This is a genomic window from Bowmanella yangjiangensis (genome assembly GCF_018531185.1).
Lineage (GTDB): Bacteria > Pseudomonadota > Gammaproteobacteria > Enterobacterales > Alteromonadaceae > Bowmanella > Bowmanella yangjiangensis.
Genome location: NZ_JAHDJU010000002.1, coordinates 1382982 through 1409556, shown reverse-complemented (window position 1 = coordinate 1409556; position 26575 = coordinate 1382982). Strand labels below are relative to the sequence as shown.

General features: G+C 48.5%; 24 protein-coding genes. 7 read left to right on the top strand and 17 right to left on the bottom strand.

Annotation, left to right across the window (positions count from 1 at the left end):
- Nucleotides 1-178 precede the first annotated feature (178 nt).
- Complete coding sequence (locus tag KJY73_RS15455; RefSeq protein ID WP_214344570.1) at nucleotides 179-1111, top strand: hypothetical protein; 933 nt, start codon at nucleotides 179-181, stop codon at nucleotides 1109-1111.
- 47 nt (nucleotides 1112-1158) lie between these two features.
- Here KJY73_RS15455 and glnB read toward each other — a convergent pair whose 3' ends face one another.
- Complete coding sequence (gene glnB, locus KJY73_RS15450) at nucleotides 1159-1497, bottom strand: nitrogen regulatory protein P-II (protein ID WP_102798264.1); 339 nt, start codon at nucleotides 1495-1497, stop codon at nucleotides 1159-1161.
- A 14-nt stretch (nucleotides 1498-1511) separates the two neighbouring features.
- Entirely contained in the window at nucleotides 1512-2348 is an 837-nt protein-coding gene (gene nadE / locus KJY73_RS15445) for an ammonia-dependent NAD(+) synthetase (protein ID WP_214344682.1), read from the bottom strand.
- Nucleotides 2349-2534: 186 nt separating this feature from the next.
- On the opposite strand from nadE, the gene KJY73_RS15440 reads away from it, so the two are divergent.
- Entirely contained in the window at nucleotides 2535-3107 is a 573-nt protein-coding gene (locus tag KJY73_RS15440) for a GspH/FimT family pseudopilin (RefSeq protein WP_214344681.1), read from the top strand.
- A 216-nt stretch (nucleotides 3108-3323) separates the two neighbouring features.
- On the opposite strand, the gene KJY73_RS15435 is transcribed toward KJY73_RS15440, so the two are convergent.
- From KJY73_RS15435 to murJ, 11 genes are all read right to left on the bottom strand, one after another.
- Entirely contained in the window at nucleotides 3324-3788 is a 465-nt protein-coding gene (locus KJY73_RS15435) for a type IV pilin protein (protein ID WP_206595995.1), read from the bottom strand.
- A complete protein-coding gene (locus KJY73_RS15430) occupies nucleotides 3772-7845 on the bottom strand; it encodes a PilC/PilY family type IV pilus protein (RefSeq protein WP_214344569.1) in 4074 nt (1357 codons plus the stop codon). The genes KJY73_RS15435 and KJY73_RS15430 overlap by 17 nt, the downstream gene beginning before the upstream one ends.
- A gap of 14 nt (nucleotides 7846-7859) precedes the next feature.
- Nucleotides 7860-8423, bottom strand: a complete 564-nt coding sequence (locus KJY73_RS15425; RefSeq protein ID WP_214344568.1) for a PilX N-terminal domain-containing pilus assembly protein — start codon at nucleotides 8421-8423, stop codon at nucleotides 7860-7862.
- A complete protein-coding gene (locus KJY73_RS15420; protein WP_214344567.1) occupies nucleotides 8420-9274 on the bottom strand; it encodes a PilW family protein in 855 nt (284 codons plus the stop codon). The genes KJY73_RS15425 and KJY73_RS15420 overlap by 4 nt, the downstream gene beginning before the upstream one ends.
- Nucleotides 9271-9915 (bottom strand): type IV pilus modification protein PilV, encoded by a 645-nt coding sequence (gene pilV / locus KJY73_RS15415; protein WP_332874212.1) that lies wholly within the window; start codon nucleotides 9913-9915, stop codon nucleotides 9271-9273. The genes KJY73_RS15420 and pilV overlap by 4 nt, the downstream gene beginning before the upstream one ends.
- A gap of 288 nt (nucleotides 9916-10203) precedes the next feature.
- Entirely contained in the window at nucleotides 10204-11148 is a 945-nt protein-coding gene (gene ispH / locus KJY73_RS15410) for a 4-hydroxy-3-methylbut-2-enyl diphosphate reductase (protein ID WP_214344566.1), read from the bottom strand.
- A 55-nt stretch (nucleotides 11149-11203) separates the two neighbouring features.
- Nucleotides 11204-11653: an FKBP-type peptidyl-prolyl cis-trans isomerase gene (gene fkpB, locus KJY73_RS15405; RefSeq protein ID WP_206596000.1), complete on the bottom strand. Its 450-nt coding sequence runs from the start codon at nucleotides 11651-11653 to the stop codon at nucleotides 11204-11206.
- Entirely contained in the window at nucleotides 11646-12143 is a 498-nt protein-coding gene (gene lspA / locus KJY73_RS15400; RefSeq protein ID WP_214344565.1) for a signal peptidase II, read from the bottom strand. The genes fkpB and lspA overlap by 8 nt, the downstream gene beginning before the upstream one ends.
- Nucleotides 12136-14964 carry an isoleucine--tRNA ligase gene (ileS, locus tag KJY73_RS15395; protein WP_214344564.1) on the bottom strand — a complete coding sequence of 943 codons (2829 nt, stop codon included), beginning with the start codon at nucleotides 14962-14964 and terminating at the stop codon, nucleotides 12136-12138. Before ileS ends, lspA begins: the two co-directional genes overlap by 8 nt.
- Nucleotides 14965-15035: 71 nt before the next feature.
- Nucleotides 15036-15959 carry a bifunctional riboflavin kinase/FAD synthetase gene (ribF, locus tag KJY73_RS15390; protein WP_214344563.1) on the bottom strand — a complete coding sequence of 308 codons (924 nt, stop codon included), beginning with the start codon at nucleotides 15957-15959 and terminating at the stop codon, nucleotides 15036-15038.
- A gap of 71 nt (nucleotides 15960-16030) precedes the next feature.
- Nucleotides 16031-17614, bottom strand: a complete 1584-nt coding sequence (gene murJ / locus KJY73_RS15385; RefSeq protein ID WP_214344562.1) for a murein biosynthesis integral membrane protein MurJ — start codon at nucleotides 17612-17614, stop codon at nucleotides 16031-16033.
- Between the two features lie 187 nt (nucleotides 17615-17801).
- On the opposite strand from murJ, the gene rpsT reads away from it, so the two are divergent.
- The 4 genes from rpsT to KJY73_RS15365 all read left to right on the top strand — a co-directional run bounded on the left by rpsT (nucleotide 17802) and on the right by KJY73_RS15365 (nucleotide 21310).
- Nucleotides 17802-18065 carry a 30S ribosomal protein S20 gene (rpsT, locus tag KJY73_RS15380; RefSeq protein WP_188688529.1) on the top strand — a complete coding sequence of 88 codons (264 nt, stop codon included), beginning with the start codon at nucleotides 17802-17804 and terminating at the stop codon, nucleotides 18063-18065.
- A 201-nt stretch (nucleotides 18066-18266) separates the two neighbouring features.
- Nucleotides 18267-18575 (top strand): hypothetical protein, encoded by a 309-nt coding sequence (locus KJY73_RS15375; RefSeq protein ID WP_206596005.1) that lies wholly within the window; start codon nucleotides 18267-18269, stop codon nucleotides 18573-18575.
- 112 nt (nucleotides 18576-18687) lie between these two features.
- Complete coding sequence (locus KJY73_RS15370; RefSeq protein ID WP_214344561.1) at nucleotides 18688-19482, top strand: UDP-2,3-diacylglucosamine diphosphatase; 795 nt, start codon at nucleotides 18688-18690, stop codon at nucleotides 19480-19482.
- Between the two features lie 106 nt (nucleotides 19483-19588).
- Complete coding sequence (locus KJY73_RS15365; RefSeq protein ID WP_214344560.1) at nucleotides 19589-21310, top strand: GNAT family N-acyltransferase; 1722 nt, start codon at nucleotides 19589-19591, stop codon at nucleotides 21308-21310.
- A 42-nt stretch (nucleotides 21311-21352) separates the two neighbouring features.
- On the opposite strand, the gene dapE is transcribed toward KJY73_RS15365, so the two are convergent.
- The gene (gene dapE / locus KJY73_RS15360) at nucleotides 21353-22522 is read right to left on the bottom strand and encodes a succinyl-diaminopimelate desuccinylase (RefSeq protein ID WP_214344559.1); all 1170 of its coding nucleotides are present in this window, start codon (nucleotides 22520-22522) and stop codon (nucleotides 21353-21355) included.
- A 164-nt stretch (nucleotides 22523-22686) separates the two neighbouring features.
- On the opposite strand from dapE, the gene KJY73_RS15355 reads away from it, so the two are divergent.
- Entirely contained in the window at nucleotides 22687-22860 is a 174-nt protein-coding gene (locus KJY73_RS15355; RefSeq protein WP_206596009.1) for a hypothetical protein, read from the top strand.
- 116 nt (nucleotides 22861-22976) lie between these two features.
- Here the strand turns inward: KJY73_RS15355 and KJY73_RS15350 are convergent, their stop codons facing one another.
- From KJY73_RS15350 to KJY73_RS15340, 3 genes are read right to left on the bottom strand one after another with little or no spacing between them, the layout of a single operon-like run.
- Nucleotides 22977-24107: a sodium ion-translocating decarboxylase subunit beta gene (locus KJY73_RS15350; protein ID WP_206596010.1), complete on the bottom strand. Its 1131-nt coding sequence runs from the start codon at nucleotides 24105-24107 to the stop codon at nucleotides 22977-22979.
- A 5-nt stretch (nucleotides 24108-24112) separates the two neighbouring features.
- Nucleotides 24113-25894, bottom strand: coding sequence for a sodium-extruding oxaloacetate decarboxylase subunit alpha (oadA, locus tag KJY73_RS15345; protein WP_214344558.1), 1782 nt, complete (start codon nucleotides 25892-25894; stop codon nucleotides 24113-24115).
- Between the two features lie 12 nt (nucleotides 25895-25906).
- On the bottom strand, nucleotides 25907-26164 hold the full coding sequence (locus KJY73_RS15340; RefSeq protein ID WP_206596017.1) for an OadG family protein: 258 nt from the start codon (nucleotides 26162-26164) through the stop codon (nucleotides 25907-25909).
- Between the last annotated feature and the right edge of the window lie 411 nt (nucleotides 26165-26575).

The window sequence follows — 26575 nt, the reverse complement described above, 5'->3', positions numbered from 1 at the left end:
TTGCCCAGTATCTCGCTGAATAACTTCAGGAAACTTTCCTTTAGCAAATTGAAACAAGGCCGCTTGGCTGTTAATGTCTGCATCGCCAACCGCGGCATTATGGAAGGTGATGCACATTACCATACATGACAAGGTCGCATAGTCTCAGACGTTATTCGCATTGCATAAGGAAGTAAGCATGACAGCGCGAAAAGGGTTATCCCTGGTAATCATATCCACATTTCTTTATTTCATTAGTCCGCAAATATTGGCTAAAAACTATCTCAATATTGAGGTGGCAGACGAGATACTAGCATTAGGTGATGAGTATAAAATTTCCTTTATTGAAGGAGGTTCGTCTAATCAGACGCATACAGTAGATAAGAAACGCATTACATTTATGCCTGAGAATGATCGGGTGTTCTACGAGTTCACCTTATTTATAGAAAAAGGTGAAAAAACCTGGCACGCCGATTTATTTATATTTAGCAATCAGAAGAACTTTCTCAACTTTGACACCCTGCTTTTCTCCAAGCTTGTCGACCCTTCTGATTTTTATCATTTAAGCCATAAAGATGTGTTCAACTTTTATACTTCTTATCAGAAGTATATTCCTGATGACTATGCAAGCATTAAAGCTGAATACGACAAGGGGATTTTGAACTACCTAGACTATGTCAGTCCGATTAAAGATTATCAGGCCTATAGTAAGAACATCTTGCCCTTGCAACAGAAGCTGAAAGAACTGGCAAGCCAACAAACGGCAAAGAACCTGAAACCTCATCAGGATATTATGCAACTTTTTATTAAAGGGATTAACCGCAAAAACTCAGCTACATTACTTAAATATAGGGATCCTAACTCACCAGCAGAGCACCAGGATATTTACAAACGAGGACTGGACACTTTATTCAGTTATTTTGACAGAATGGGCAATCCGACTAAATTCAGAGTCATTCAGGAAAAAGAGTTCAAAAATTACAATCGACCAAGCACAAAATATTTCCTGATTGAAATTCTGGAACACAATGGTGCAGTACGAAAAGACGTAGAAATGGAGTTTTACTTTCAGGACGCGTACGGCAAACGTTATATCTATGAGTACGATATCACCGGCATCCACTTTCGTTAAAAAAAGGGCTGGTATCAGCCCTTTTTTCTTTTCGATGCACAGGAAAGCTACACCGCGTCTTCGTTTTCTTCCCCGGTTCGAATACGAATCACCCGCTCGACATCATAAACAAATATTTTACCGTCTCCGATCTTACCAGTTTGCGCTGTCTGCATTATTGCTTCAATCGCCCTTTCGGCCTGCTCATCCGGCAATACCAAGTCAATTTTTATCTTAGGTAAAAAATCAACCTGATATTCAGCACCGCGATAAAGTTCGGTATGGCCTTTCTGACGACCGAAACCTTTTACTTCAGTGACCGTCATGCCCGTCACTCCCACTTCAGCCAGCGCCTCCCTTACATCATCCATTTTGAAGGGTTTGATTATCGCTTCAATTTTCTTCATCAGCAGTCACCTGTTCAATCAGCATCGTAAATTGTTGGAATGGGGCGGCGTTTATGTTGCGTGCGCTGGTAAATGTACACTAACTTTTCAGAAACACTCGCTGGGACAGCCCGCCCTTCTAAAAAGTCATCAATCTGATCGTAAGTGAGCCCCAGCGCTGCTTCATCGGCCTTTTGTGGACTGAGACTTTCCAAATCGGCGGTCGGTGCTTTATCAATCACCTTACTTGGAGCTCCCAGCGTTCTGGCTACTAAACGAACCTGGCGTTTGTTTAGTCCAAACAAAGGGGCCAAATCGCACGCTCCGTCGCCCCATTTGGTGTAAAAGCCGGTAATGTTCTCCGCCGAGTGATCAGTGCCTAATACCAGCGCATCCATCATGCCAGCAATCTCATACTGCACAACCATACGCACTCTGGCTTTGACATTACCTCGAACAAAATCCTGCTTCCCTAGATCTGCTGGCAACAACCCCTGGGCCGCCAAGGCGACTAAGGTTTCTTGGTGGATGGCATCTGCTCCTGGTTGCACATTTACCGTCAGGGATACACTGGGCTTAATGAACTCAATACTATCCTGAGCATCCACCTCATCAGCCTGAGTAGCATAGGGTAAACGCACCGCAACAAAGCGATAGTGCTCATGATGTTCGTCATTTAATTCATCTACCGCAATTTGCGCTAAACGGCCTAACGTACAAGAGTCTATGCCGCCACTGATACCCAGTACCAGGGTATCCAAGCCAGATTGACGAAGATGGGATTTAATGAAGTTTACCCTGCGTGTGATTTCAAACGCGGGATCAATTTCGGGCAACACCCGCATTTCCGCTATTATTGACTTTACGTCCATTAACCTGCTCATTTGGTTTTTCCACTATCATAAGAAAAAACCATACAACTTGCTCGTGTTTATACAGCCAACTGTTAGTCTGCTAGCCAAACCGACCGGATTGATAAATAACTAACACATAGTCTGCATACCCAAAACTGTATGGAAACCGTTATGCTAGATAAATACAGCTTCCGAGTTAGCGCAATGAAAAGGCAAAACAAGCTCCACTCTTTATATTCTCAGCAAGGACTAACCTTGCTCGAACTTATGATTACCCTGTCTATCGTTGGTATTCTGCTGACGCTGGTTGCGCCGAACGTTAGAGACATACTTATCCGCAACAACGTTACCTCTCAGGTAAATGAAATCAGCGGCATTGTTCAATTTGCTCGCAGTAATGCTATCGATGAGCAAAATACCGCCATCATCTGTCCCACTCCGGATTTTTCCAACTGCAGTACCAATTGGGACCAAGCTAAGATGGTATTCAATGATCTGGATGGCAATGGTAATCGCAGCGAAGACGAAGAGTTGCTTGCCGCCACAGGCCTTCCACCCAAGAGTCTGACCATAACGGGGCCTGGGATCACGGTACGTTTTAATGGCAATGGCACTGTATCTACCCCAGCAACCATTAAAATCTGTCATCAGGATGGTGAAGCTAAATTTGCCAGGGCACTATTTATCAGCTTGCAGGGCCGCGTGAGGTTGAGCGAGGATACGGACAATAATGGTATCCATGAAGATAGTGCGGGCAATTCACTTAGCTGTATCTAAACTGGGGGTTGTTGTTTTTGCTTATCTAAAGATGCTACATCAGAGTCTAGGGTTTGTTCGGACGACAATGGCAAGCATCACCGGAACATTCAAGCATAGTCCTAACCACTTCCTTGATTAGCTTCGGAATGACATTTCATCAGACAATAGAAAAGGCGCATAAAGCGCCTTTTCTATTGTCTATAACCTTTTACGACTTCCGTCGTCGAATTAGCCTCAGCAACGCCAGCAATATTCACTTGCCGAAATACTACCGCCATTGTCTTTATCCCATGCCTTTCGGCCATCGCTGTAATAGAACAGTGCACCATCACCAGCCTGGTTTGTTCCAGATACGGGCGTTGCCTTCAGAACAAAGTTACTGCCACTGGCATTTACCACATCGATGGTTAACGAATATCTCTTGTTTGTCACTGGTTCCGACGAGGGGGAGTGAGCATGAAAAATGGCAGGGCTACCAGTATCAGCTCCCCCCGTTGCCGCACCTTTATACGAAAAGTTTGCCGCACGGTGACGTTCCATGGCACCGGCCAGTGCCATCAAATCCGCCTGTGCAGCACTTCGGTAACTACTAATGGTGTAATTGATGTATGAAGGGTACGCTACCGCCGCGATGATGCCGACAATAGCGACCACGATCATCAGCTCAACCAGGGTGTACCCCTTATTGTTCTCTTTCATGTTCCGTTTTCCAATATCCACGTTGTACACGTTCGAAGCGGCCATATATGTTCTCTGCCAAACATTCGAATGCAGAGCCACAAGGTTGGTTTTCATCAATAACCGCTGATGTACATTCAGTGCCCAGACACACCACAGGTTTAACAATATCCTCTATCAAGATCTTAGTATCTGGTGCAATACCCGTTTGTTTCAAATCGGCATGGCGGTCAACATGCTCTTTGTCACCATTATTATTAAAGTCTTTCACCGCATTACCATTGATCAGCTCAACCAGGTAAGCGCGACTATTTCCCGTCGGTGGAGCGCATACACTCTGGCTGATTGAAGCAGGTAAGTAAGTCGTAAAGAACAACTTGTAATTCAAAATTAGAGGCGATGCCAAGACTTTTTCGCCACCCGAGCCGAGGCGAATAAACCACCCTTGTTTTTCTGCAAAAGCCGCCGCCTCTAACTCTCGTTGGGCGGTGTTGGACGATGTAAGCAAATGATCCGTTGCATCATACAAATCCGCAGTCGTAATTGGCGTCGCAGGTAGTCCGTAGTTACCCTCAATGTCCAGGGTAAATACGCCTTTGTCTTTGATCATATACATATTGTCCTGAATCTGAGTATTCAGGGGGTGTGCCCGATAGCCGGAACCCAGAGCGACAGCGTAGTAATGTTCGTTGGCTAAACTAATCTCAGATACATCTGGACCATAATAAAATCTTCTGTTGTCTGCTGCGCTGCCATCAGAAGAGAAGCTTGCAAGTTGAGCCCCGGTAACAAAGTCACTGCCACTTTGACCATTATGAATATCCAGTCGGAAAAGCTGCCCCCCCGTATCTACCACGTACATGTGATCAGCATAACCATCATTTTCCCGGTCGATGACCGAGATTCTGGCTGGAATACTGTATTGCATGGCAGAAAGATTGAAATCCGCGTTGTCACTGCTGGCAGACCACAGCAATGCGCCGGTATCTGCGTCCACCATATACACAGCATTACCAACCACGTCAGGGCTACGTAGCACTTTGTTGTCCTGCTCGTCGTCGTAGCCTCCGCCAAAAATCAGTACGGTTTTGCTGGTTCCTCCCATATTGACTTTGGTTACTGTTGGGCGTGACCAGCTTTGCCCTAACTTTTCAAAACCCGGGCTGCCCCCTTCAATTTTAAACAGCAAGGATGGCGAAGTTTTGGTTGTGACATCAAAAGCATAGTAATTACGTCCGCCGCGGCGCATCCCCACATACAGCAGTTTTCTGCCATCCTCATGCTGACGCAATACCAAGTCACCGTCTAAGCCATAAATGTGGCTGAATGTGGAGTTATCCTCATAGAAGTCATACAGATTGCTCATCAGCTCCTTGGGTGTTACAGCAAAATTTTCAACGCCGGTTTCGGCATCAAAGGAATGTAAGAACCCTTGATTTGTCGCCACCAGAATCGCAGCGTCCGTATTGGAATAATTGATAATCACTGGCTGAGAATGAATGGGGTCCCCCATCTGCAAACGGATGTCAGTGGTATCGCCATCTGCATCAACATCAAGCACATCTACGCCACGAGTCCATTTCATAACAGAATCGCGCAGAACATCTTGTTGCGCGCTGACCGGGATCCCTAAATCAGCAGGCACAATGCTAGTATTGTTTTCATGTAGTTGATTAGCTGAAGTCGTAATAGTCCCGGTACCGCTAAAGAAATAGACATTGCGCGGCAAATTCATTCGGCTCGCCGCACCCCCTTCCCGTACATCATTACCATCCGCCAAAGTCGACCAGTAGCTATGCGAGTTGTCATGGAAGAAGCCGGTACTGTCGTCTACCGCATCCTGACCCAGACTATCCAGAATGACATCACCACTGATCTTGTACTTCTTAAGGTTGCCAGGCCAAATCGTACCTTCAGCAGGTTTAAATAATGCGAAATACAATTCGTCTTTGTGAGTTAGACGGTTTAGCTGGTTAACCGCAACACCAGGTGAAACAAAGGTCGCATTCACATCTTTCACTGTCTTCAAGATACTCTGGAATGCCTCAACCAGATTTTCTGAGCTGTCCGCCGTGTAGAAACCTCCACCACCATTTATAGCTAACTGATTCAAATAGTTATTTGCCGTGGCATTGGCAGCAAAACCTATGGTGTGAGTGACTATTTTGGTTCCAATAACTGAATCTGCGGACTTGGAAATATTCTTAACCAAATCGATACCACAGGTCTCGCCGGCACTGTATCCAGCCTCACAAGTTTTGTTCAGTAAGGATTGCAATTTGCTTACGCTGTGGTTGTTATTCGCTTCGCCATCTGACAACAGCACAATATGGTTGTTGGTTTGACACTGCATGTCTGTGATAGGTGAAATGTAGGTTGCCGGGGACGGAATATATTCATTGATACAGTCATAACCAGATAAATCATCTGAGTTACAGCCCACCGGCAAAACCGAATCCGCTCCTATGTAGGACATCCTATGACTCACTCTGGTTGAACGGCGCACACTGCTTGAAACATTGGAATTGCCTCGGCTCAATCCATAGTCAACGCCATTGCCACCGTAATAATTTACGGCCTCATATAAGGTGTCCACGATAGGGGTATAACCGTTGGCGCTTAGCTCATCGACTTTATTGAGTAAATGTTCACGAACGGTTGAAGCAGTTTCAGGCGTCGCATTACCTTGATATTTAACAATCAAACGTGGCGCTTCTGAAGGTTTCCCCTTGTAACTGAATGCGGCACGTTCGCCATTAAAATCAGAGGCAATAAACACCATCGCATTGCCTGGCTGCCAGCCACTGCGGTTCACGATCTGCTGTACTATGCTAACCAGTGATGGGCTCTGATAAACTTGGTTTTTACTCCATTTAGGTACATCAGACCACAATACACTGCTGGTTTTGGCCATATTCCTGACCATATAGCGGTAGTGAGGATTAAAATCGGGCGCATCATCCATATTGGCCGCCGATATTCTGAAAGATGCGGGTTCCCAGCGTTTCTGCGCCCCGGTAAACTCCAGGTACGCTTCCTGAACAACGGCGCCTTGTGGTAAGGACAAGTTCTCAAAACGCATACCGATATAGCGGTTGTAATCATTGTCAAAAGTCAGCTCTGTCCCTGTAGCATCATAGCCATCGGCCCTTTCTTCAACGTTGTCCGAATTGCTATTAACCTGGAATGTATGTTCGCCTGTCACGCAGCCGGTAGCCGTTGTTTGGTCATAAGCCAATACCAACTGAGCGGACAAGCCACTGCCCTCTTCAAAGCCTTGAATCAAACGAGTACTTGCGGCTCCTGTACCTTGCCCGGTGATAATAATGCTTAAGCTGTTACCGCCACACCATGCACTCTGATCAACAATCTCTTGAATAACAGGACTGATGTCGGGTGTATTCACCAACTCGCCACTGATGGGCCAATCATTATCAACCGTCCAATCCACCGATGCTGTTGTTCTGCTACGCGAGGAAATATTGTTCGAGGTGGAGGTAAAAGTCGGTGAGTCAGCGATGGATTCAGCCTGAAAACTGATGGCTACCGAGGCCGTATTAAGCTGCGCAGAAGTAAAACGCAAAAACGCCGAGGTAATCACAGCACCTTGCGGAACAGATACATCAGTAAATCTTAATCCGGTAACGAGCTTATCGGTGCCTTCGGCCAATTTGACAGTTGTGCTGTTTAACGTCACAACCCCGTTACGTTCATAAGCATCATCACCAGGCTGGGCAATAGAGGTAACAAACTCCGGCTCTACCGGCTCATCTATTCCTCTCACAGGATACAATACAGGCCCACCGTAATCAGAAAAACGCATTAATCCGGCATTAATATTAGTTACCGACTGCAGCACGGTTTTGAGGCCCTGCTGCACTCTCGCCATTCGCGAAGTATCACCACCATCCTTACTTGTCATACTGCCAGAGGTGTCCATGATAAAGAGTACATTTGGACGATAGCTGACTTGACTACTACCCGTACCAAGATAGATTTCAAGATCATCGCCAAACGCAGACATACTGATCATGGCTGACATCAGCGCACTGAATACGGTTAAGCCGAACTTGTTCATGGCCTACGCCTCCATTACTGTTCTGACGGTGCAAATACCGCTGCTTTGAGGGTATTTGCAATAGCAAAGGATTGGCCATCAACCCGGCCACAACCTTTTACCAGAAAGACATGACAACTGATATTGCTGCCGCCGATAACATTACTCGACCCTAAACAGGCCTCCTGACCAACGTAAGCCGTCCTGGACCAACTGTCAGTAGCAGGCTGATCGGTATAATGGCCCACAGCCTGGTGAACAGTACCTGTGGCTAAGCCGGTAGAGGTCAACTGGCGATTGGTCCAGTTAAGGCCATCAAAACAGCTGAGTTCCTGATTAGCTAAATCGATCTGATTGCCTTGCCTGGCTTCGGATATAGGATCCACCAGCGCGGCGTCGTTAAGTACAACGGGATCTTCTGCCTCAAATACTACGCCGGCGATAGCGGCTTCCGCGGCGTCAAACGCAACGAGCTGCTTCTCCATAGACACCGCCATTTTGTTCTGCATCAAACTACTGCTGACAGCTGACACACCTAAAATGGTCAAACTCATAAGTACCAATAGGGCCAGAACCAGCACTAAACCTTGCTGTCTCATATCTTTCTACTTCGCATGTGGTTTTTGACATTTCGAAGAGAAATGGTCGACTCAAACTTCTTGAACAACCGCTTCTCTGCTGGAGTAATAGGATCTTCGTTTAACAACTTAAAACTCGGAGTGGGCTCAATGAGTACCTCACCATCGCCCTTCACCAGTACGGCAATACGAATGGCAACAATACCCGCATTGCGCAATCGCATTGCTGGCAGTTGGTCAGCCGTCACGTAAGTTACAGGTTTGCCGGAGTAGTTGCTGGATACCTGATGATCGGCAATGCCATATTGCACCTGAAAGCTCTGCACCTGGTCCAGCAAGGTAAAAGCGGCATCACCATTATTCCCCACCGCAATACGTTGCCCTCGCAAAACCCGGCCATCAAATCCGCGGCACTTAAGGCTGTCGCCGTCAAGAAAGTACTCATTCACCACAAAGAATTCTTCATTCTCTGCATAGCCAAGCTTGTAGCCTCGACAATCACGGGTTCCCTGAAAAGCCACCACTAAGGTATCACTGGCACCATTTATACCTTGTTCAGAACCAAGGGCAGGTCGATTAACAAAATCACCAGCCAGAATCACCGGGCGATTTTTAAGAAATGCACTTTCATCCACAATGTCGACAATTCGACTCAAATTGGGAGAGTTAGGGTCGTACAAACCAGCCATCATTAAATCACCGCGCATACGACCAATAAAAAATCGTCCCCCTTCCTGAGCGGAAGCAATAGCGCGATTCAAACGTTCAGTCACCTGATTCGATACCATCACCTGGACAATAGCGCCGGAAATAAGCAGACCCAGCACCAGGGTAATCATCAGTTCAACCAGGCTAAATCCTCTTTGCTTCATAAGGTAACATCCAACACTACACAATCCTGCGGCTCAGCAGTGCCATTTGGGTTGCATGTCGCATTTAGCTTTCTATCAATGTTCTGCCAATTTTCAGCAGGCCAACTGATCATAATTCGGTGTAACGAACCGGCACTACAGGCATCAGCGTCCGCTGCATCATTGTCGCTACAGGTTAATGAAATTTTTGCCGCAGGATTCGTACCGGCTAAAGAACAGGACACTTCATAGGCATCAAAGGCGGCAAACTCGGCAGCTGTGCAATTACCATTACTACAATCAGGTACAGCAGCGGGCACTTCAAGGCAGTAGCAGTTATAGGTATTGCCACTGGCACAAGCACCTAAGTTATTGAAGTTATATATATTATTAGCAAAATAACTATTATCAACCACCATACTACTGTCAGTGGTTGACACATCAGCACTGGCCCGCAATCGCTCTGCCAGCTGTTGAGTGATAATCACAGCCTGCGAGCGATTCATCGCATCAGCATTAGAGAATGAGCCGATAAATTGCAGGGATGCCACGCCCAGTAAACCAATAGACAAAATAAACAGGGTGACCAGGATTTCAATCATCCCGACCCCGAGTTGTTTAACCGGCACTATGTGCTCAGCACGTCTGACGAGAACCTTCACACGGACCCCTTCGTATTGCACATGAATTATCCAACATTACCTTGTTCTGGACGCCATTTCAGCTTAGTACAAGGTACTGCATATACTTGGCGTTTTGGTTATGTTCGCTTGGCGATGGGTATGAGAATCAGATAAGTATAAAACAGTAGATGAGAGAAAAAACACTGCCTGGCTTTTCCTTCCTCTTGGCTGAATTGACCTACGGTAAAGGGTTAAACCGTATCAGCCGGAATAAAATCAGGCGCCACTCGGCGCCTGAAACTCATGCATAAGTATAGAGGTGAATACTTAGGATATCTCTCTAACTCTGAGTTCTTTGGGTACAGCAAATTCGATATTTTCCAGACGCCCTGGCGTTTCAATAACACTATTGGCCCCGCTTTCCTTCAGACGATTCACCACTCCTTGGACCAGCACTTCAGGCGCGGAAGCACCGGCGGTTACACCAATATGCTGGGCGTCAGCAAGCCATTCTGCCTGAATACAATCGGCATTCGCAATTAAGTAGGCCTTCGCGCCCATCTTATCAGCCAGTTCCCGCAGGCGATTTGAGTTGGAGCTGTTCTGTGCACCGACCACCAGCAGCACATCACAACGTCCGGCTAATTCCCTGACCGCATCCTGGCGATTCTGGGTGGCATAACAGATATCATCCTTACGAGGCCCTTCGATAGCCGGAAACCTCAGACGCAAAGCATCAATCACATCGGCCGTATCATCAACAGATAAGGTGGTCTGGCTACAGTAATGCAACTGAGTGGGGTTTTTCACTTGTAATGCCGCAACATCGTCGACGGATTCCACAAGGTAGATCCCACCGTTGGGGTTGTCATACTGCCCCATAGTACCTTCCACCTCAGGGTGCCCCTGGTGACCAATCAAAATACATTCGATGCCCTTATGACTGGCACGGGTCACTTCCATATGTACTTTCGTTACTAGAGGACAAGTCGCATCAAACACTTTTAACCCACGTCGTTCAGCTTCTTTGCGAACGGCCTGAGATACACCATGAGCAGAAAAAATCACTATGCTGTCGTCCGGCACTTCGTGCAGTTCATCCACAAACATCGCACCACGTTCGCGCAGACCGTCGACCACAAACTTGTTATGTACCACTTCATGGCGCACATAAATGGGCGGCTCAAAAATTTCCAGCGCGCGCTCCACTATGGTAATGGCCCGATCTACTCCGGCACAAAAGCCTCTGGGATTGGCTAGATGAATTTGCATCGTTCTTTCTCTCTACAATAGTGCAATAAGCACAATTAATCGCTGTGCTATCAGCTTAGCCAGCAACACTGGCGATCTGGATAATCTCTACGTCAAAAATCACCGTCTGACCTGCCAGTGGATGATTAAAGTCCACCGTTACCGAATCCCCTGCGACATCACGAATAATTCCAGGAATTTCAATACCACCAGGTTGTGTAAAGGCGATGATCATACCAGGCGTAGGCGGCGTATCCGCGCCAAACTTATTGCGATCCATATGATGGATGTTGTCCGGATTGGGCATCCCGAAAGCATCCTCGGGTGCCAGGGTGAAGGCTTTACGCTCACCGACTTTCATACCCATAAGGCAGGCTTCAAAGCTGGCAGTCAAACTGCCATCACCAATCCGTAACTTAGCCGGTTTATTGTGCACTCTGGTGCTGTCAGCGGCGGAACCGTCCTCGAGCTTAAGATCAAAGTGCAACACGACTTCACTGTCAGCGCTCACTATCGCATCACTCATCTGACTTTACTCCGTTATTGCGAAACGCATCCACAATCAACAACGCGGCACCAACACAAATGGCGCTGTCGGCAATGTTGAACGCCGGCCAGTGCCAGTTGCCAACATAGAAGTCGAGAAAGTCTACAACATAGCCATGTACTAAACGGTCAATCAGGTTACCCAATGCGCCGCCTAGAATCAGGGCAAAGGCGCAAGGTAACATCACCTGAGTTTTCTTGCTTTGTCTGAGCCAATGCAAAATCAGCAGGCTGACGGTGACCGCAATGGCGGTGAAAAACCAGCGTTGCCAGCCTCCCGCGTTGCTCAGGAAACTGAATGCTGCACCGTAATTGTGTACATAGGTCAGATTAAAGAACGGCATCAGCGGGATGGACTGATACAATTGCATCGCATCCAACACCGCCAACTTGGTTACCTGGTCTAGCAAAATAACCACAATGCTTAGCCACAGAAAACGCAGCCCGGTATTTTTAAACATATCAAGCATAGTGGCGCTGCTCACCTTCACCATCTACGTTTTCAATACAGCGGCCACACAGCTCTTCATGACCTTCATGGCTACCTACATCCTCGCGGTGATGCCAGCAGCGCACGCATTTCTGACCACCTGCCTTTTGTATTTCAACCCACAAACCATGTACTTCGGTATCTTCCAACTGTTCAGGACGTGCATCCACCGCCTCAACTCGGGCGGCAGAGGTGATAAGTACAAATCGTAGCTCATCTTCCAGGCTTGCTAATTGTCCTGCCAAAGCCGGTTGACAATACAACACTACATCGGCTTCCAAAGAGCCACCAATCTGACCTTGTCGACGGGCGTCTTCCAACGCTTTATTCACGGCGTCTTTGACACTCAGAACCTGTTGCCAGAAGCTGTCGCCATGCTGCTGTTCGATCTGCATGTTGTCCAGCTCGCTGTACCAACTCTCGGTAAAGACGTACTTAACCCGTTCTCCCGGCATGGCCTGCCAGATTTCCTGGGCAGTAAAGCTCATAATTGGCGCCATCCAACGTACCAAGGCCTCGGCAATATGATACATGGCACTTTGACAAGAGCGGCGTGCAATACCGTCAGCCTTAGCGGTGTATTGCCTGTCTTTGATAACATCCAGATAAAAACTACCCAGCTCAATAGAGCAGAACTGCATCAGTTTTTGTACCACCACCAGGAAGTCATAGCGGTTATAAGCCGCCACGATTTCTTCCTGCACGGCTTTGGCCCGGCTAACCATCCAGCGATCCAGTGCCACCATATCTTCTACCGGCACTAAATCTGTGACCGGATTAAAGCCGTTCAGGTTAGCCAACAAGAAACGAGCGGTGTTACGAATACGACGATATGCATCAGCAGAGCGCTTGAGAATTTCATCAGACACCGCTATTTCTGAACGATAGTCGGTGGAGGCCACCCACAAACGCAGGATATCGGCCCCCAGCTTATTCATCACATCTTGCGGGGAAATCGTATTTCCCAGCGACTTGGACATTTTCTTGCCATGGGCATCAACGGTGAAGCCATGGGTCAACACCTGCTTGTATGGTGCGTGTCCTTTGGCGGCTACCGAAGTCATCAGAGAAGACATAAACCAACCGCGGTGTTGATCTGAACCTTCCAGATACAAGTCTGCACCAGCGGGGATATCATCCCGTCTGTCCACCACAAAGTAGTGAGTCACACCTGAGTCAAACCAGACATCCAGCGTGTCTTTTACCTTCACGTAAGTCTCGGCATCTGCGCCTAACAGCTCGGCGGCATCCAAATCCCACCAAGCCTGAATGCCTTTTTGTTCAACAGCTCTCGCGACTTGCTCTAACAGCGCCTGGCTGTTGGGATGCAGCTCTCCGCTATCCTTATGCACAAACAATGGAATGGGTACGCCCCAGGTACGCTGGCGAGAAATACACCAGTCAGGACGACCTTCCACCATTTTTTCAATACGGCTTTGCCCCCAATCAGGAATCCACTGGGTGTTGGCGATTTCTTTTAGAGAATTCGTACGCAGGCCATTCTTATCCATGCTGATAAACCACTGCGGAGTAGCACGGAAGATAATCGGCGTTTTATGGCGCCAGCAATGCGGATAACTGTGCTCATAAGCATGATGATGCAGAAGACAGCCTTTTTCTTTAAGCACTTCAACTACATGGTCATTGGCCTTGAAGACATGCTCACCGGCAAACAATGGCGTATCTTCCAGATAAACGCCATTGGCACCAACCGGATTAGCCACTTCCAAGCCATAGCCGCGGCCGACATTGAAGTCGTCCACACCATGGCCTGGTGCGGTATGCACACAGCCGGTACCTGATTCTGTCGTGACGTGGTCACCCAAAATAACCGGCACATCGAAATCATAGAAGGGATGCTGAACACGCAGGTTTTCCAGCGCAGCCCCTTTGCAATAACCCAGCGCATGATAATGGCTGGCACCAAACCTATCCAAACAGGCATCCATCAGTTCAGCCGCAACAATCAAGCGCTGTTTACCTTGTTCGGTCTGGGCCTGAACCAACACGTATTCCAGCTTCGGGCTAACGGCCACCGCGCGGTTTGCAGGCAAGGTCCATGGGGTCGTGGTCCAGATAACCACAGATACTGGCCCTTCTCCCACATGATTTTCCGGATGCGCAAAAGCGGCAACCATAGTGGCTTCATCGACCGCGCGAAAAGCAACATCGATAGAAGGCGATTTTTTGTCCTTGTACTCCACTTCCGCTTCGGCCAGCGCTGACCCACAGTCGGTACACCAGTGCACAGGCTTAAAGCCTTTCTCCAGATGGCCCTTGTCAATGATCGCCCCTAAAGCTCGGATAATGTCAGCCTCGGACTGAAAATCCATGGTCTTGTATGGCTTATCCCATTCACCCAACACACCTAAACGAATAAAGTCTTTCTTCTGCCCGGCGATTTGCTTCTCTGCGTACTCTCGGCAATGCTGGCGGAATTCAGCTTCACTGACTTTCTTACCGGGTTTGCCAATTTTCTTTTCAACCTGCAGCTCAATAGGCAGACCATGGCAATCCCAACCCGGCACATATGGCGAGTCGAAGTCAGACAAGGTTTTTGACTTAACAATAATATCTTTGAGGATCTTGTTTACCGCATGACCAATGTGAATGTCGCCGTTGGCATAAGGAGGGCCGTCATGCAAAATGAACGGCTTGTTGCCCGCTTTGGCGGCACGTATCTTGTGATACAGCCCATCTTCCGTCCACTGCTTCAGCATTTCTGGCTCGCGTTGCGCCAGGTTGCCACGCATAGGAAACTCGGTTTCCGGCAAATTCAAGGTATGTTTGTAATCGCTCATCGATCCTCAATTCCACTATAAGAACAGGCGCATCGCGCTGTTGGCATTACGCCGTTTGGGGCAAGTCGCCCTTAAGCCAAGAGTAATTCCCTGGCCTTGTCGGCATCCTGCCTGATTTGTTGTTGCAACGCCTCTAACGAGGCAAATTTCATTTCGTTCCGGATCTTTGCTACCGGCACAACTTCGATACGCTTCCCGTATAGCGCACCGGTAAACTCGAACACATGCACTTCAAGTTGGCTACGCTGGCCATTCACCGTGGGTCTGTTGCCGATGTTAGCCACCCCATCGTATGTTTGTCCGTTAAGATTCACTCGCACGGCAAACACACCGGCCAAGGGTGCTTTGCACCTATTTAGCAATACGTTAGCGGTAGGAAAACCCAAGGTGCGGCCTTTCTTATCACCATGCACCACTTTACCTGAGATGCTAAATGGCCTGCCCAGCATCGCCTCGGCTCGGCTAAATTCAGACAGCGCCAGGGCGCTTCGCACTTCGGTCGAACTGATACGGCAATCCTCCAGGCGAAAGCTACGAGTACTGACCACATCAAAGCCACAGCGGCGCCCTTCTTCTTGCAGCATGGTAAAATCACCCGAACGCGCCTTACCAAAGCGAAAATCATCGCCAACCACAAGAAACCGAATACCTAACTGTCTGACCAACAGTTCTTCGACAAAATAACAGGCCGACATTTCTGAAAATGCACGGTCAAAGCGAATGCATAGTAACCGGTCGACACCCAGTAAGCGCAATTGTTCGTACTTGTCTCGCAGACGACTGATTCTGGCCGGCGCGTGATCAGGACTGAATACTTCTTCAGGCTGAGGCTCAAACACCATCACGGTTGCGGGCAATTGCATGGCTCTGGCCTTCTCGATCAGGCTACGCAGCACCGCTTGATGGCCTAAATGCACACCGTCAAACTTGCCAATGGTCAGCACACATCCTTTATGTTTGTCGCGGATGTTATGCAGGCCACGAATCAATTCCACCAGCTACCCCTTGTTGGTTGCGGCTTTCGCCCGTGCAAAAATCACGGGATTATAACCGACTGTCGGCTTAATTAAAGCCCAGTGTCAAGCTGTGATCGGTGTGATTTATTTAAATCGGCCGGTCTTAGCCCTAGTAGCACAGCCAGCACCAGCAAGCAGACTACCCCGCCTCCAATCATTATCACAAGTTGACTAATCTGGCCGCTGACCGATAAACCATACCAGGTATTAGCATCTGGCTTTAACCAAATAAGCAGAGCGACCATGCCCAGTGTCGCGCTAAGTACTTTTAGCAAAAACCATAGTGTATCTGTTTCCATCTGATACACCCCACTACGGTGTAACTTTTGATAAAGCAAACCCGCATTCAAACTGGCTGACATGGCGGTAGCAATAGCCAAACCCACATAGCCAAAAGGAATGGCCAGAATAATGTTAAACAGCATATTCGCTGCCATGGCCCAAATGCCATAACGTACGGGCGTTTTGGTGTCCTGGCGGGAGAAAAAACCGGGCGCTAACACTTTGACCAACATGAAACTCAACAGGCCCGATCCATATGCCATCAAACTGTATGAGGCCATACGCGCATCAGAGGCATCGAATTCGCCGCGCACAAACAACACGCTCAGCAACGGCTCCGCCAGCACAATTAGCCCCGCCGCCGCAGGAATCCCCAGCAGGCAAACCATACGTACCGCCCAATCCATATTGGCTTTAAATTGATTGCTGTCGGCACTGACATGATTTCGCGACAAAGTCGGCAAAATGACCGTTGCGATAGCAATGCCAAAGAGGCCAAGCGGGAATTCCAACAAACGGTCAGAGTAGTAGAGCCAACTGATGGAGCCTGTGACCAGAAAACTAGCAATCAAGGTATCCAGCAATAGGTTAATCTGACTGACCGACACACCGAATAATGCGGGTATCATCAACTTGCGAACTTTAGTCACATTGGGGTCTTGCCATCCCCACTTGGGCTTTGACATCAGTCCAGTGCGTAATAAAAAAGGTAATTGAAATGCGAGCTGCACCACGCCACCGAAAAACACCCCCCATGCCAACCCAATCGCTGGCTCTTCAAGCTGTGGAGATAAGTACAAGGCGCACGCGATAATACAAACATTAAGCAGCACAGGCGTAAAAGCCGCCACCGCAAACTTATTCAGGGTGTTGAGAATCGCACCAGCCAGTCCTGTCAGGGTGATAAAGAACAAATAAGGAAAGGTAATTTTCAGCATCAAGGCGGCCAGTTCAAATTTGGCCCCATTCTCGCCGCCCTGCCAATAATCCAGAAACCACCCTGTGCCAAATAGTGCAGCTAACACGGGAGAACCAATCACCCCCAATAAAGTAACCACCAGCACCAAGGTACCTAGCGTACCTGCCGTGCGCGCTAAAAATAGTTTAAGCTTTTGCTGGTCACCCTGGGCATGCACTTCACTGAGCACCGGCACAAATGCCTGAGCAAATGCCCCTTCGGCAAATAGCCGACGCAGGAAATTGGGAATTTTGTTAGCAAAGAAAAACACGTCTGCCGCAGCGCCTGCGCCCATCAGATTGGCCACCACCATATCCCTGACCAATCCAAGTACTCTGGATACCAACGTCATAAAACTGACAATCAATCCGGATTTCAGCAACTTAACCGACACATGCGCCCCCAGGCAAAAAACAGCGCTCTATTATGAGGGATTCTACGCGCTAAGAAAAACACAAATACCCAGACAAAATGCTGTGCCGCTGTTGCCCAATAAAGCGCCAAAAGCATTTGACAACTGCGCTAATAATGGGAATAATCCGCACCCTTAAATTTGACAAGAATCTTTTGGGAGTTTCACCTTGGCTAACATCAAGTCTGCTAAGAAACGTGCTATCCAGGCCGAAAAACGTCGCCAGCACAACGCCAGCCGTCGCTCCATGACGCGTACCAGCATCAAAAAAGTGCTTGCTGCTATCGCTACCGGCGACAAAGCTGCTGCTGAGACCGCTTTCGCTGCTGCGGTTCCAGTTCTGGACCGTATGGCTACCAAAGGCTTGATCCACAAAAACAAGGCTGCCCGTCATAAGAGCCGTCTGGTTGCTAAGATCAACGCTTTGGCCTGATACGCCCGTTTCTAAAATCCTGGTTTCTCCAGGATTTATTCAAAAAAGCGCCTGATGGCGCTTTTTTTGTCGTTTACAAATTCTTACACGGAAACAGGTTATTCGCTTGAGGCATATCAAGACAGCCCCTCTCCCCTTTGCTAGAATCGACCGCTCTTCAAACTTGCCGTTGTTTAATTAACAGGGCATCGTGAGTTTCAGATGAACAAAGCACAACAAGTCACTTTGCTGTCCGTGACATTCTGCATTTTGTTTCTGCTGGCAGCCACTATTATACCTATGCCACAGCTGATCACTTACGAGCGTTCCAATATTGTCTCAAAGGGCATTTACTGGCGAGGTTTTGGAGAAGCTGGGCAGTTGCTGGATGCCCACGCCAGCTTTGTTAAAGTAGACAAAGCCACCAACAATCTGCATGTATGTCATCGTTTTGAGCATGGTGAAATGTGCCAACACTACAGGGTGATTGAAACTCAGGGACTGAGCGCCGTTATCCGCCATTTGCTGTAACTCCCCCCGCCTTATTGATGTAATTGTCATCACTTTTTCAAATTAACGTCACCTTTCTGTAAGAGGTTGTTCCTAGTCTTGGCCTAAAAGTCGCAGTAACGCAGGCTCCACTATGACAGAGAAACGCCACTACCGTACCGTTTGGTTGTCTGACATCCATCTTGGCTATAAAGATTGTAAAGCCGAATACCTGCTGGATTTCCTTCGTCATAGCCGCATAGATACCCTCTATCTGGTCGGCGACATCGTCGATATGTGGGCGATGAGCAAACAATTTATGTGGCCCAAAGCCCATAATCAGTTGTTCCACAGACTCATTTCTCTGGCCAGCGAAGGTACTAAAGTTATCTATCTGCCCGGCAACCATGATGAGCCAGCACAGAAATATGACGGCATGGTATTCGGCGAGGTAGAAATTCATCGCCAATACATTCATACCACCGCGGACGGCAAGAAATTGTTGCTGCTGCATGGCGACCAGTTTGATCAGGAAGTGTGCTTCGGCAAATTCCATGCATGGATAGGCGATAAAGCATACGACTTGCTGCTCTTTATCAACCGGTGGTACAACCATGCCCGCGGCTGGTTAGGGCAGCCTTACTGGTCACTCGCTGGCTACATTAAAAGCAAGGTTAAAGGCGCCAATGAAGCCATAGGGCGCTACCGTGATATTGGCTGCAGAACTGCGAAAGAAATGGGCATGGATGGTCTGGTGTGTGGCCATATCCATCATCCTGAAATTACCCGCAGACAGGATATTTTGTATTGTAATACCGGAGATTGGATAGAGAACTGTTCCGCCCTCACCGAGGACGAGCAAGGCAGACTGAGTCTGGTGTATTGGACACAAATTCAAAATCAGGTTCAGCCTTTACCCCGCAAGGCGAATGCCAGGCGTGCCGCCTGACCTGAGGTCGTGGCGATACGCCGTCATTAAACCGCAACAAAAAGCTCACAAAATCGTCATTGTGGGCTCCTAAACTCGGTTCAACTAATTGGCCGAGATATAGCCTATGTTCACTGTTGATGAAGTCCTACAAAAACACTATCCCAAACTATCAACCAACCCCCTGGTTTTCAATTCTGCCAAGTTTGTACTAAGACGCCTGCTACACGAGCGAGAATTCCAAGAGTTTGCCCGTGACTATCCCTATTTACAGGGGCTGGAATTTGTTGAACAGGTTCTGGAATATTTCAATTTTAGCTATTCAGTACGTGACAGCGAGAAAGAGCGTATCCCTACCCAGGGCAGACTGGTTATCATTGCCAACCACCCCATAGGTACACTAGATGGCTTGGCGCTGGTAAAGCTGGTCAGTGAAGTGCGTAAAGACATTAAAATCGTCGCCAATGAGATGCTGATGGCGGTAGAGCCACTGCACCCCATGCTACTGCCGGTAAACAATATGAATGGTGGCACGGCAAAAGAATGCCTGGCGAATATTCAACGCCATCTGGCAGATGAAGGCGTAGTGGTGATTTTCCCTGCCGGCGAAGTGTCTCGTTTACGTCCTCAGGGCGTCCGAGATACCCGCTGGCGCAGTGGTTTTTTGCGTATTGCTGCCAGTGCCAAAGCGCCGGTATTACCGATTTTTATCGATGGTAAAAACTCCCCACTGTTTTATGGCGTGTCCATGCTCTATAAGCCTCTCGCTACCTTGTTTTTGGTAGCAGAGATGTTTAAACAGCGACAAAAACACCTCCCCATGCGAGTTGGTGAGATGATCCCCTTTGGCTCTTATCAGGGCCAGAAGATTTCCATGCGCCAGCAGGTCAAACTGTTCAAGAAACACCTGTATCGTATTGGCCTCGACAAAGAAGGTATTTTCCCCACTCAAAAAGCCATTGCACTGCCAGAAGATCGCCGTGAACTGACCAAAGCGATGCGCAAGGAATGCGAACTCTTAGGCACCACCGCTGATGGCAAAGACATCTACCTGTATCGCTACAACGGCAGCTCCCCCATCTTGCGTGAAATTGGCCGGCTACGTGAAGTGGCGTTCAGAGCGGTAGGAGAAGGCAGCAATAAACGCCGGGACATTGATCAATATGACAGCCATTACTATCACCTGGTGTTATGGGACAAAGATGAGCTGGAAATTGTAGGTGCTTATCGTTTTGGAGACGCAAAACACCTGACCTCGGCAGAGCATTCACCCGGTTTATACTCCGCCAGCCTGTTCGACTACGGCCAGGACATGGATAAATATTTTGAGCAAGGTCTGGAGCTTGGCCGCAGCTTTGTGCAGCCCAAATACTGGGGAAAACGCAGCCTTGACTACCTCTGGTACGGCATTGGCGCTTTCCTGCTTCGCCATCCGCAATATCGCTATCTGTTTGGGCCGGTTAGTATCAGCGGCAGCCTGCCAGCCGCAGCCAAAGACTTATTGGTGTATTTCTACCAACTTTATTTTGGCGGAGAAGTGGGAATTGCCCGTTCCAATCGCCCTTATCTGATCCCGCAGGATCTCAAGGACGCTTTTCGAGGCGATGATTACAAAGCAGATTTTGTCCAGCTTAAACACTTACTGGCCAATATGGGCGCTGCCATCCCTACTCTCTACAAACAGTACACTGAAGTCTGTGAACCTGAAGGGGTGAAATTCCTAAGCTTCGGCGTGGACCCCGACTTTAATGACTGTGTGGATGGACTGGTGTTAGTCGACATTACCAAGCTAAAAGCCAACAAACGCGCCCGTTATATGGCAAGTACCACAAAAGAAAACGCCGCTTAAGCGGCTTTTTTTCTGTTCTCACAAGCGTTGCTTGAATTTATGCTAAGCAAGTAGACGCTCCAATATCTCCGCATAAATATCCTCAAGCGCAATCAAATCAGCGACATGTACGCGTTCATTGACCTGATGTATGGTTCGGTTTGGCACACCTAACTCAATCACCTGAGTGCCTTCTCCTGCAAAAAAGCGACCGTCAGAAGTTCCCCCCGATGTAGACAGTAAGGGAAACTTACCTGTGTTGTGGAAAATCGCCTGCTCAACCTCATAAATAAGACTGTTAGCTATTCCCTGCTCAGTAAAATAGGGCTCACAAGGGCGTTCCCATTCCAGTTCATAGTCAGTTGTCACAGACTTTAAGGTGTCATTCAGTAACCGCTGCAAGCGTTGAAGGTCATAGCGATGACTATAGCGAATGTTAAAACACAAGCTGCACTGAGCAGGTACAATATTGTCTGTAAAGGCCCCCGAATCAATATGGGTTATCTGCAAACTGCTGCCAGGAAAGTCGTCGCTCCCCGAATCCCAGACTATGCCATTTAACGCAGTAAGCACCCTGCCCATTTTGTGGATTGCGTTGTCCGCATACTGCGGATAGGCCACATGCCCTTGTTTTCCTCGCACGTGGAGGCGTGCCGAAATCGCCCCGCGTCGTCCAATTTTAATAGTGTCCCCCGTATGATGAGAGGCAGTTGGCTCTCCCACCAAACAGTAATCCAGATGAATACCTTGTTCTTGCAGATAAGCACTCAATACCTTGGAGCCATACTCGGCTTCGCCCTCTTCATCACTGGTAATCAACCACACAAAGCGCTGATTAACAGCTTTGCCTGATGACAGAAAGCGCTCGGTAGCCGCGAGCATGGCGGCAATACCGGTTTTCATATCGGCGGCACCCCGCCCAATCATTTCACTATCAACAATCTGCGCGCTGAATGGGTCTACCTGCCATTTGTCTATAGGCCCCGGGGGCACAACATCCGTATGGCCAGCAAAGGCCAAGGTTCTCTCTCCCTGCCCCAATATGGCAACCAGATTGCTGACGCCATGCACATTGATATGCTGACAGTGGAACCCAAGGGCATTCAGTTTTTCAGCCAACCACAATTGGCAACCTTGGTCTGATGGAGTGATAGAAGGCCGACGAATCAGCTCCTGGCCATAGGCAACAGAACGGAATACCTGATGGGCCGGGGACAAAGCTTTTATGGTCATAAGAAAATATCCACTGGCTTTTGTATTTATTACAAACGCCATAGATGACAATGGGATGGCAAAGATAAGACAAGCCGATGACAGGACTAACACTTAGCCCTTGCCAATGTTGATGAGTGGAATAGAATCAAAGCGTTAATGTCGGCAAGCCAAAGGAGAGCCCGTTGCTGCGACTGTTATTTTTGATCCCCGCAATTCTATGTTTGATTTGGTATCTGTATCTGCGTCACAACGGCTATACCGTGTCTCAAGGCAAACAGGGGTTTAAGTATATTCTGATCTTCTCTGCCGTTATCGGTGGCTTCTATACCCTGCTGCTGTGGCTAACCCATCTGTAGTTTTCTCGTATCCTTAATCGACCTGATTCGCATCACAGACGCGACTTAGTACTGAATAAAAAAGGCCGTTTGCTGTCTGACAAACGGCCTTACAGGTTCATAATTCAGACTAGGCTTTAGCCAACTAAGGCCAGCAAAATACCTGCTGCCACTGCCGAGCCAAGAACACCGGCCACATTCGGCCCCATGGCATGCATCAACAGGAAGTTGTGGGGATTCGCTTCCAGACCGACCTTGTTCACAACCCTGGCCGCCATGGGCACCGCAGACACGCCAGCAGCGCCAATTAACGGGTTAACCTTGCCACCGCTCATACGGTTAAGGAGTTTCGCCATTAGCACACCAGCAGCGGTTCCGATAGAAAAGGCCAGCGCACCTAGTCCCAATATACCCAAGGTTTCCAGCGTTAAGAATTTATCCGCGGAAAGTTTGGAACCCACCGCCAAGCCAAGAAAGATAGTAACGATGTTGATAAGCTCATTCTGAGCCGTTTTACTTAAACGCTCCACCACCCCGCATTCGCGCATCAGATTACCCAGGCAGAACATGCCCACCAAGGGTGTAGCCGTTGGTAGAAACAAGATAGTCAATAACAGTACCGCCAGAGGGAAGATAATCTTCTCTCGCTTAGACACCGTGCGCAGTTGCTCCATCTGAATTTCACGCTCAGCCTGGGTCGTCAGCGCCTTCATAATCGGCGGTTGAATAATGGGAACCAACGCCATATAGGAATAAGCTGCCACTGCGATAGCACCGAGCAACTCAGGCGCTAGCTTGGAGGCAAGGAAGATTGCTGTAGGCCCATCGGCTCCGCCGATAATCGCAATGGCGGAAGCATCCTTCAGACTAAAATCAAAGCCAGGGATGAGATTCAGCAAAATAGCGCCGAACAAGGTAGCAAAGATGCCAAACTGCGCAGCCGCGCCCAACCACAGCATGCGAGGGTTAGCAATCAGTGCACCGAAATCTGTCATTGCGCCCACGCCCATAAAGATCAGCAGTGGAAACACACCAGACTCAATACCCACCTCATAAATGTAGTACAGCAACCCACCAGGCTCGCTGAAGCCGGCCAAGGGAATATTGGTCAGAATGGCGCCAAATCCAATCGGCAACAACAGCAAAGGTTCATACTTACGCACAATGGCCAGATACAGCAACAGTAGTCCTACTGCCATCATGATCAACTGCCCACCCTGAAAGTTCGCCAGGGCGGTGGATTGCCACAAAATGGTCAACTTCTCCATACGGCTTATCCCAGCATCATCAGCGGTTGACCGGACTGAACTGCATCACCATCACTCACCAACAGCTCAGTCACTGTTCCATCATGAGCAGCGCGCACTTCGGTTTCCATTTTCATGGCTTCCATAATCAGTACCACATCCCCTTTGGCAACCTGCTGACCAGGCTTCACCAATAACTTAACAATATTGCCGGCCAGGGGCGCATTCAGGGTTTCCCCACCTTGAACAGAAGCAGTTTGCGGCACTTTCTCCTCACTGCCGGCTTTAATGTCTGTCAACTCACCACTTTCAGCCACTTCAACCTGATAAACCTTACCGTCAACGCGTACTGAGTAAGTGGCAGGTCCTACAGTGGTTTTAGCTGTGGTAGGTGTAGTTGTCGGTGCACTCAACACTTCCGTGCCAGGCGCTGGCTCAAATGCCGCAGGGTTATTGCGATTTTCCAGGAATTTCAAGCCAATCTGAGGGAACAATGCATAAGTCAGCACGTCATCTACTTGCTCTTTGGCAAGTTGCAGCCCTTTTTGTTTAGCAATGTCCTTCAGTTCGACAGACAGTTTATCCATTTCATCTTCAATCAGATCGGCTGGACGACAGGTCACCGCTTCTCCACCATTTAACACACGGGCTTGCAGCTGTGCATTGACTGGTGCCGCGGTCGCACCATACTCACCTTTAAGTACAGCGGCAGTCTCTTTGGTGATGCTCTTATAGCGCTCACCGGTCAATACATTTAGTACCGCCTGGCTACCCACAATCTGTGAAGTCGGCGTTACTAACGGAATAAAGCCCAAATCTTCACGTACCAATGGAATTTCACGCAGCACATCATCAAGCTTATCTTCAGCGCCTTGCTCGCGAAGTTGGTTTTCCATATTGGTCAACATGCCCCCCGGCACCTGAGCAATCAAAATACGCGAATCTACACCGCGCAAGCTGCCTTCAAACTTGGCATATTTCTTCCTCACTTCACGGAAGTAGGCGGCTATTTCTTCCAACAACACCAAATCTAAACCGGTGTCTCTCTCTGTTCCCTCAACGATAGACACCATAGTCTCGGTAGCAGAGTGACCATAAGTCATGCTCATGGATGAAATGGAGGTGTCCAGCATATCAATGCCGGCATCAATCGCCTTTTGATAGGTGGCAGTACTAAGACCTGTCGTGGCATGGCACTGCATGGCAATAGGGACGGCAACCGTTTCTTTAAGACGGGTGACCAGCTCCTCACATTCATAAGGTTTCAACAGGCCAGCCATGTCCTTGATGCAAATAGAATGCACGCCCATATCTTCCAGCTCACGCGCCATCGTCAGCCACAATTCCAGGTTATGCACAGGGCTGACCGTGTAGGAAATGGTCCCCTGCGCATGTGCTCCCACTTCAATAGCGGCTTTCACTGCAGTATTCAGATTACGCATATCATTCATAGCATCGAAGATACGGAATACATCTACGCCGTTAGTGTGCGCCCGCTCAACAAATTTGCGCACCACATCATCGGCGTAATGACGGTAACCCAACAGATTTTGACCGCGCAGCAACATTTGCTGCGGAGTATTAGGCATCGCCTTCTTTAATTCACGAATACGATGCCAGGGATCTTCTCCCAAATAGCGGATGCAGGCATCAAAAGTCGCACCGCCCCAGGATTCCATGGACCAATAGCCAACCTTATCCAGCTTCTGTGCTATCGGTAGCATATCTTCCAAGCGCATACGGGTGGCCAGCAAGGATTGATGACCATCGCGCAGGACAAGTTCTGTAATGGCAAGGGGTTTAGACATGGGGGCTCCGGCTTATTTTGAATTGCGATGTTGATGGATAGCAGCACTGATTGCCGCCACTTCAGCCGCTGAGATTCCGGCTGCGACAGTAGGCTTTCTTGGTGTAGCCGCCGTCGTAACATGAGATACAGCCTCGGGGAAACGACGGCATACTTTGCTGATCAGACTCACAGCGCCAATCAGCAAGGACAAGAACAGAAACACTACCGCCATTCCAACCAATAGTAATAGGCCGGCATCAAGCAGTAGCTGTTGAACTTCAGCATTCATTCTGTGGTATCCCTGATTTAAAGAGTGCAGATAAGTATCATGGGGATCATCAAAAAACAACCAAACCAACCGGTCAAAATGCTATAAGAAATCACTATTTATTCAGATATTCAGCATATTTAATCATTTGAAGCTTAAAAACCAGCCAAAAGGGGTTCTATGCTTATAGTGATTATTAGCGAGACCTTAAACGCTGGATATGGGCCTACCCCTTAAGAGCGGCAACTGTAATTCTGATAAAGCAAGAATATCAGGGGTTAGATGACAGCAAGCTTACAGGCGCGCCAGAAGGGTAAGGAGAATACAGATAGGCACGATGGAAGGGCTTCGGTATTTCTACTGGCAGATTATGGGGCCGCGCAACGACTTGGAAGGATTACGCCGGGCAATCCTGCCTACGCCCTTTGGGCC

Bases quoted from the DNA above. Each gene is read 5' to 3' on its own strand.
- KJY73_RS15455 (WP_214344570.1), top strand. From the start codon at position 179: ATGACAGCGCGAAAAGGGTTATCCCTGGTAATCATATCCACATTTCTT.
- glnB (WP_102798264.1), bottom strand. From the start codon at position 1,497: ATGAAGAAAATTGAAGCGATAATCAAACCCTTCAAAATGGATGATGTA.
- nadE (WP_214344682.1), bottom strand. From the start codon at position 2,348: ATGGACGTAAAGTCAATAATAGCGGAAATGCGGGTGTTGCCCGAAATT.
- KJY73_RS15440 (WP_214344681.1), top strand. From the start codon at position 2,535: ATGAAAAGGCAAAACAAGCTCCACTCTTTATATTCTCAGCAAGGACTA.
- KJY73_RS15435 (WP_206595995.1), bottom strand. From the start codon at position 3,788: ATGAAAGAGAACAATAAGGGGTACACCCTGGTTGAGCTGATGATCGTG.
- KJY73_RS15430 (WP_214344569.1), bottom strand. From the start codon at position 7,845: ATGAACAAGTTCGGCTTAACCGTATTCAGTGCGCTGATGTCAGCCATG.
- KJY73_RS15425 (WP_214344568.1), bottom strand. From the start codon at position 8,423: ATGAGACAGCAAGGTTTAGTGCTGGTTCTGGCCCTATTGGTACTTATG.
- KJY73_RS15420 (WP_214344567.1), bottom strand. From the start codon at position 9,274: ATGAAGCAAAGAGGATTTAGCCTGGTTGAACTGATGATTACCCTGGTG.
- ispH (WP_214344566.1), bottom strand. From the start codon at position 11,148: ATGCAAATTCATCTAGCCAATCCCAGAGGCTTTTGTGCCGGAGTAGAT.
- fkpB (WP_206596000.1), bottom strand. From the start codon at position 11,653: ATGAGTGATGCGATAGTGAGCGCTGACAGTGAAGTCGTGTTGCACTTT.
- lspA (WP_214344565.1), bottom strand. From the start codon at position 12,143: ATGCTTGATATGTTTAAAAATACCGGGCTGCGTTTTCTGTGGCTAAGC.
- ileS (WP_214344564.1), bottom strand. From the start codon at position 14,964: ATGAGCGATTACAAACATACCTTGAATTTGCCGGAAACCGAGTTTCCT.
- KJY73_RS15375 (WP_206596005.1), top strand. From the start codon at position 18,267: ATGAACAAAGCACAACAAGTCACTTTGCTGTCCGTGACATTCTGCATT.
- KJY73_RS15370 (WP_214344561.1), top strand. From the start codon at position 18,688: ATGACAGAGAAACGCCACTACCGTACCGTTTGGTTGTCTGACATCCAT.
- KJY73_RS15365 (WP_214344560.1), top strand. From the start codon at position 19,589: ATGTTCACTGTTGATGAAGTCCTACAAAAACACTATCCCAAACTATCA.
- dapE (WP_214344559.1), bottom strand. From the start codon at position 22,522: ATGACCATAAAAGCTTTGTCCCCGGCCCATCAGGTATTCCGTTCTGTT.
- KJY73_RS15350 (WP_206596010.1), bottom strand. From the start codon at position 24,107: ATGGAGAAGTTGACCATTTTGTGGCAATCCACCGCCCTGGCGAACTTT.
- oadA (WP_214344558.1), bottom strand. From the start codon at position 25,894: ATGTCTAAACCCCTTGCCATTACAGAACTTGTCCTGCGCGATGGTCAT.
- KJY73_RS15340 (WP_206596017.1), bottom strand. From the start codon at position 26,164: ATGAATGCTGAAGTTCAACAGCTACTGCTTGATGCCGGCCTATTACTA.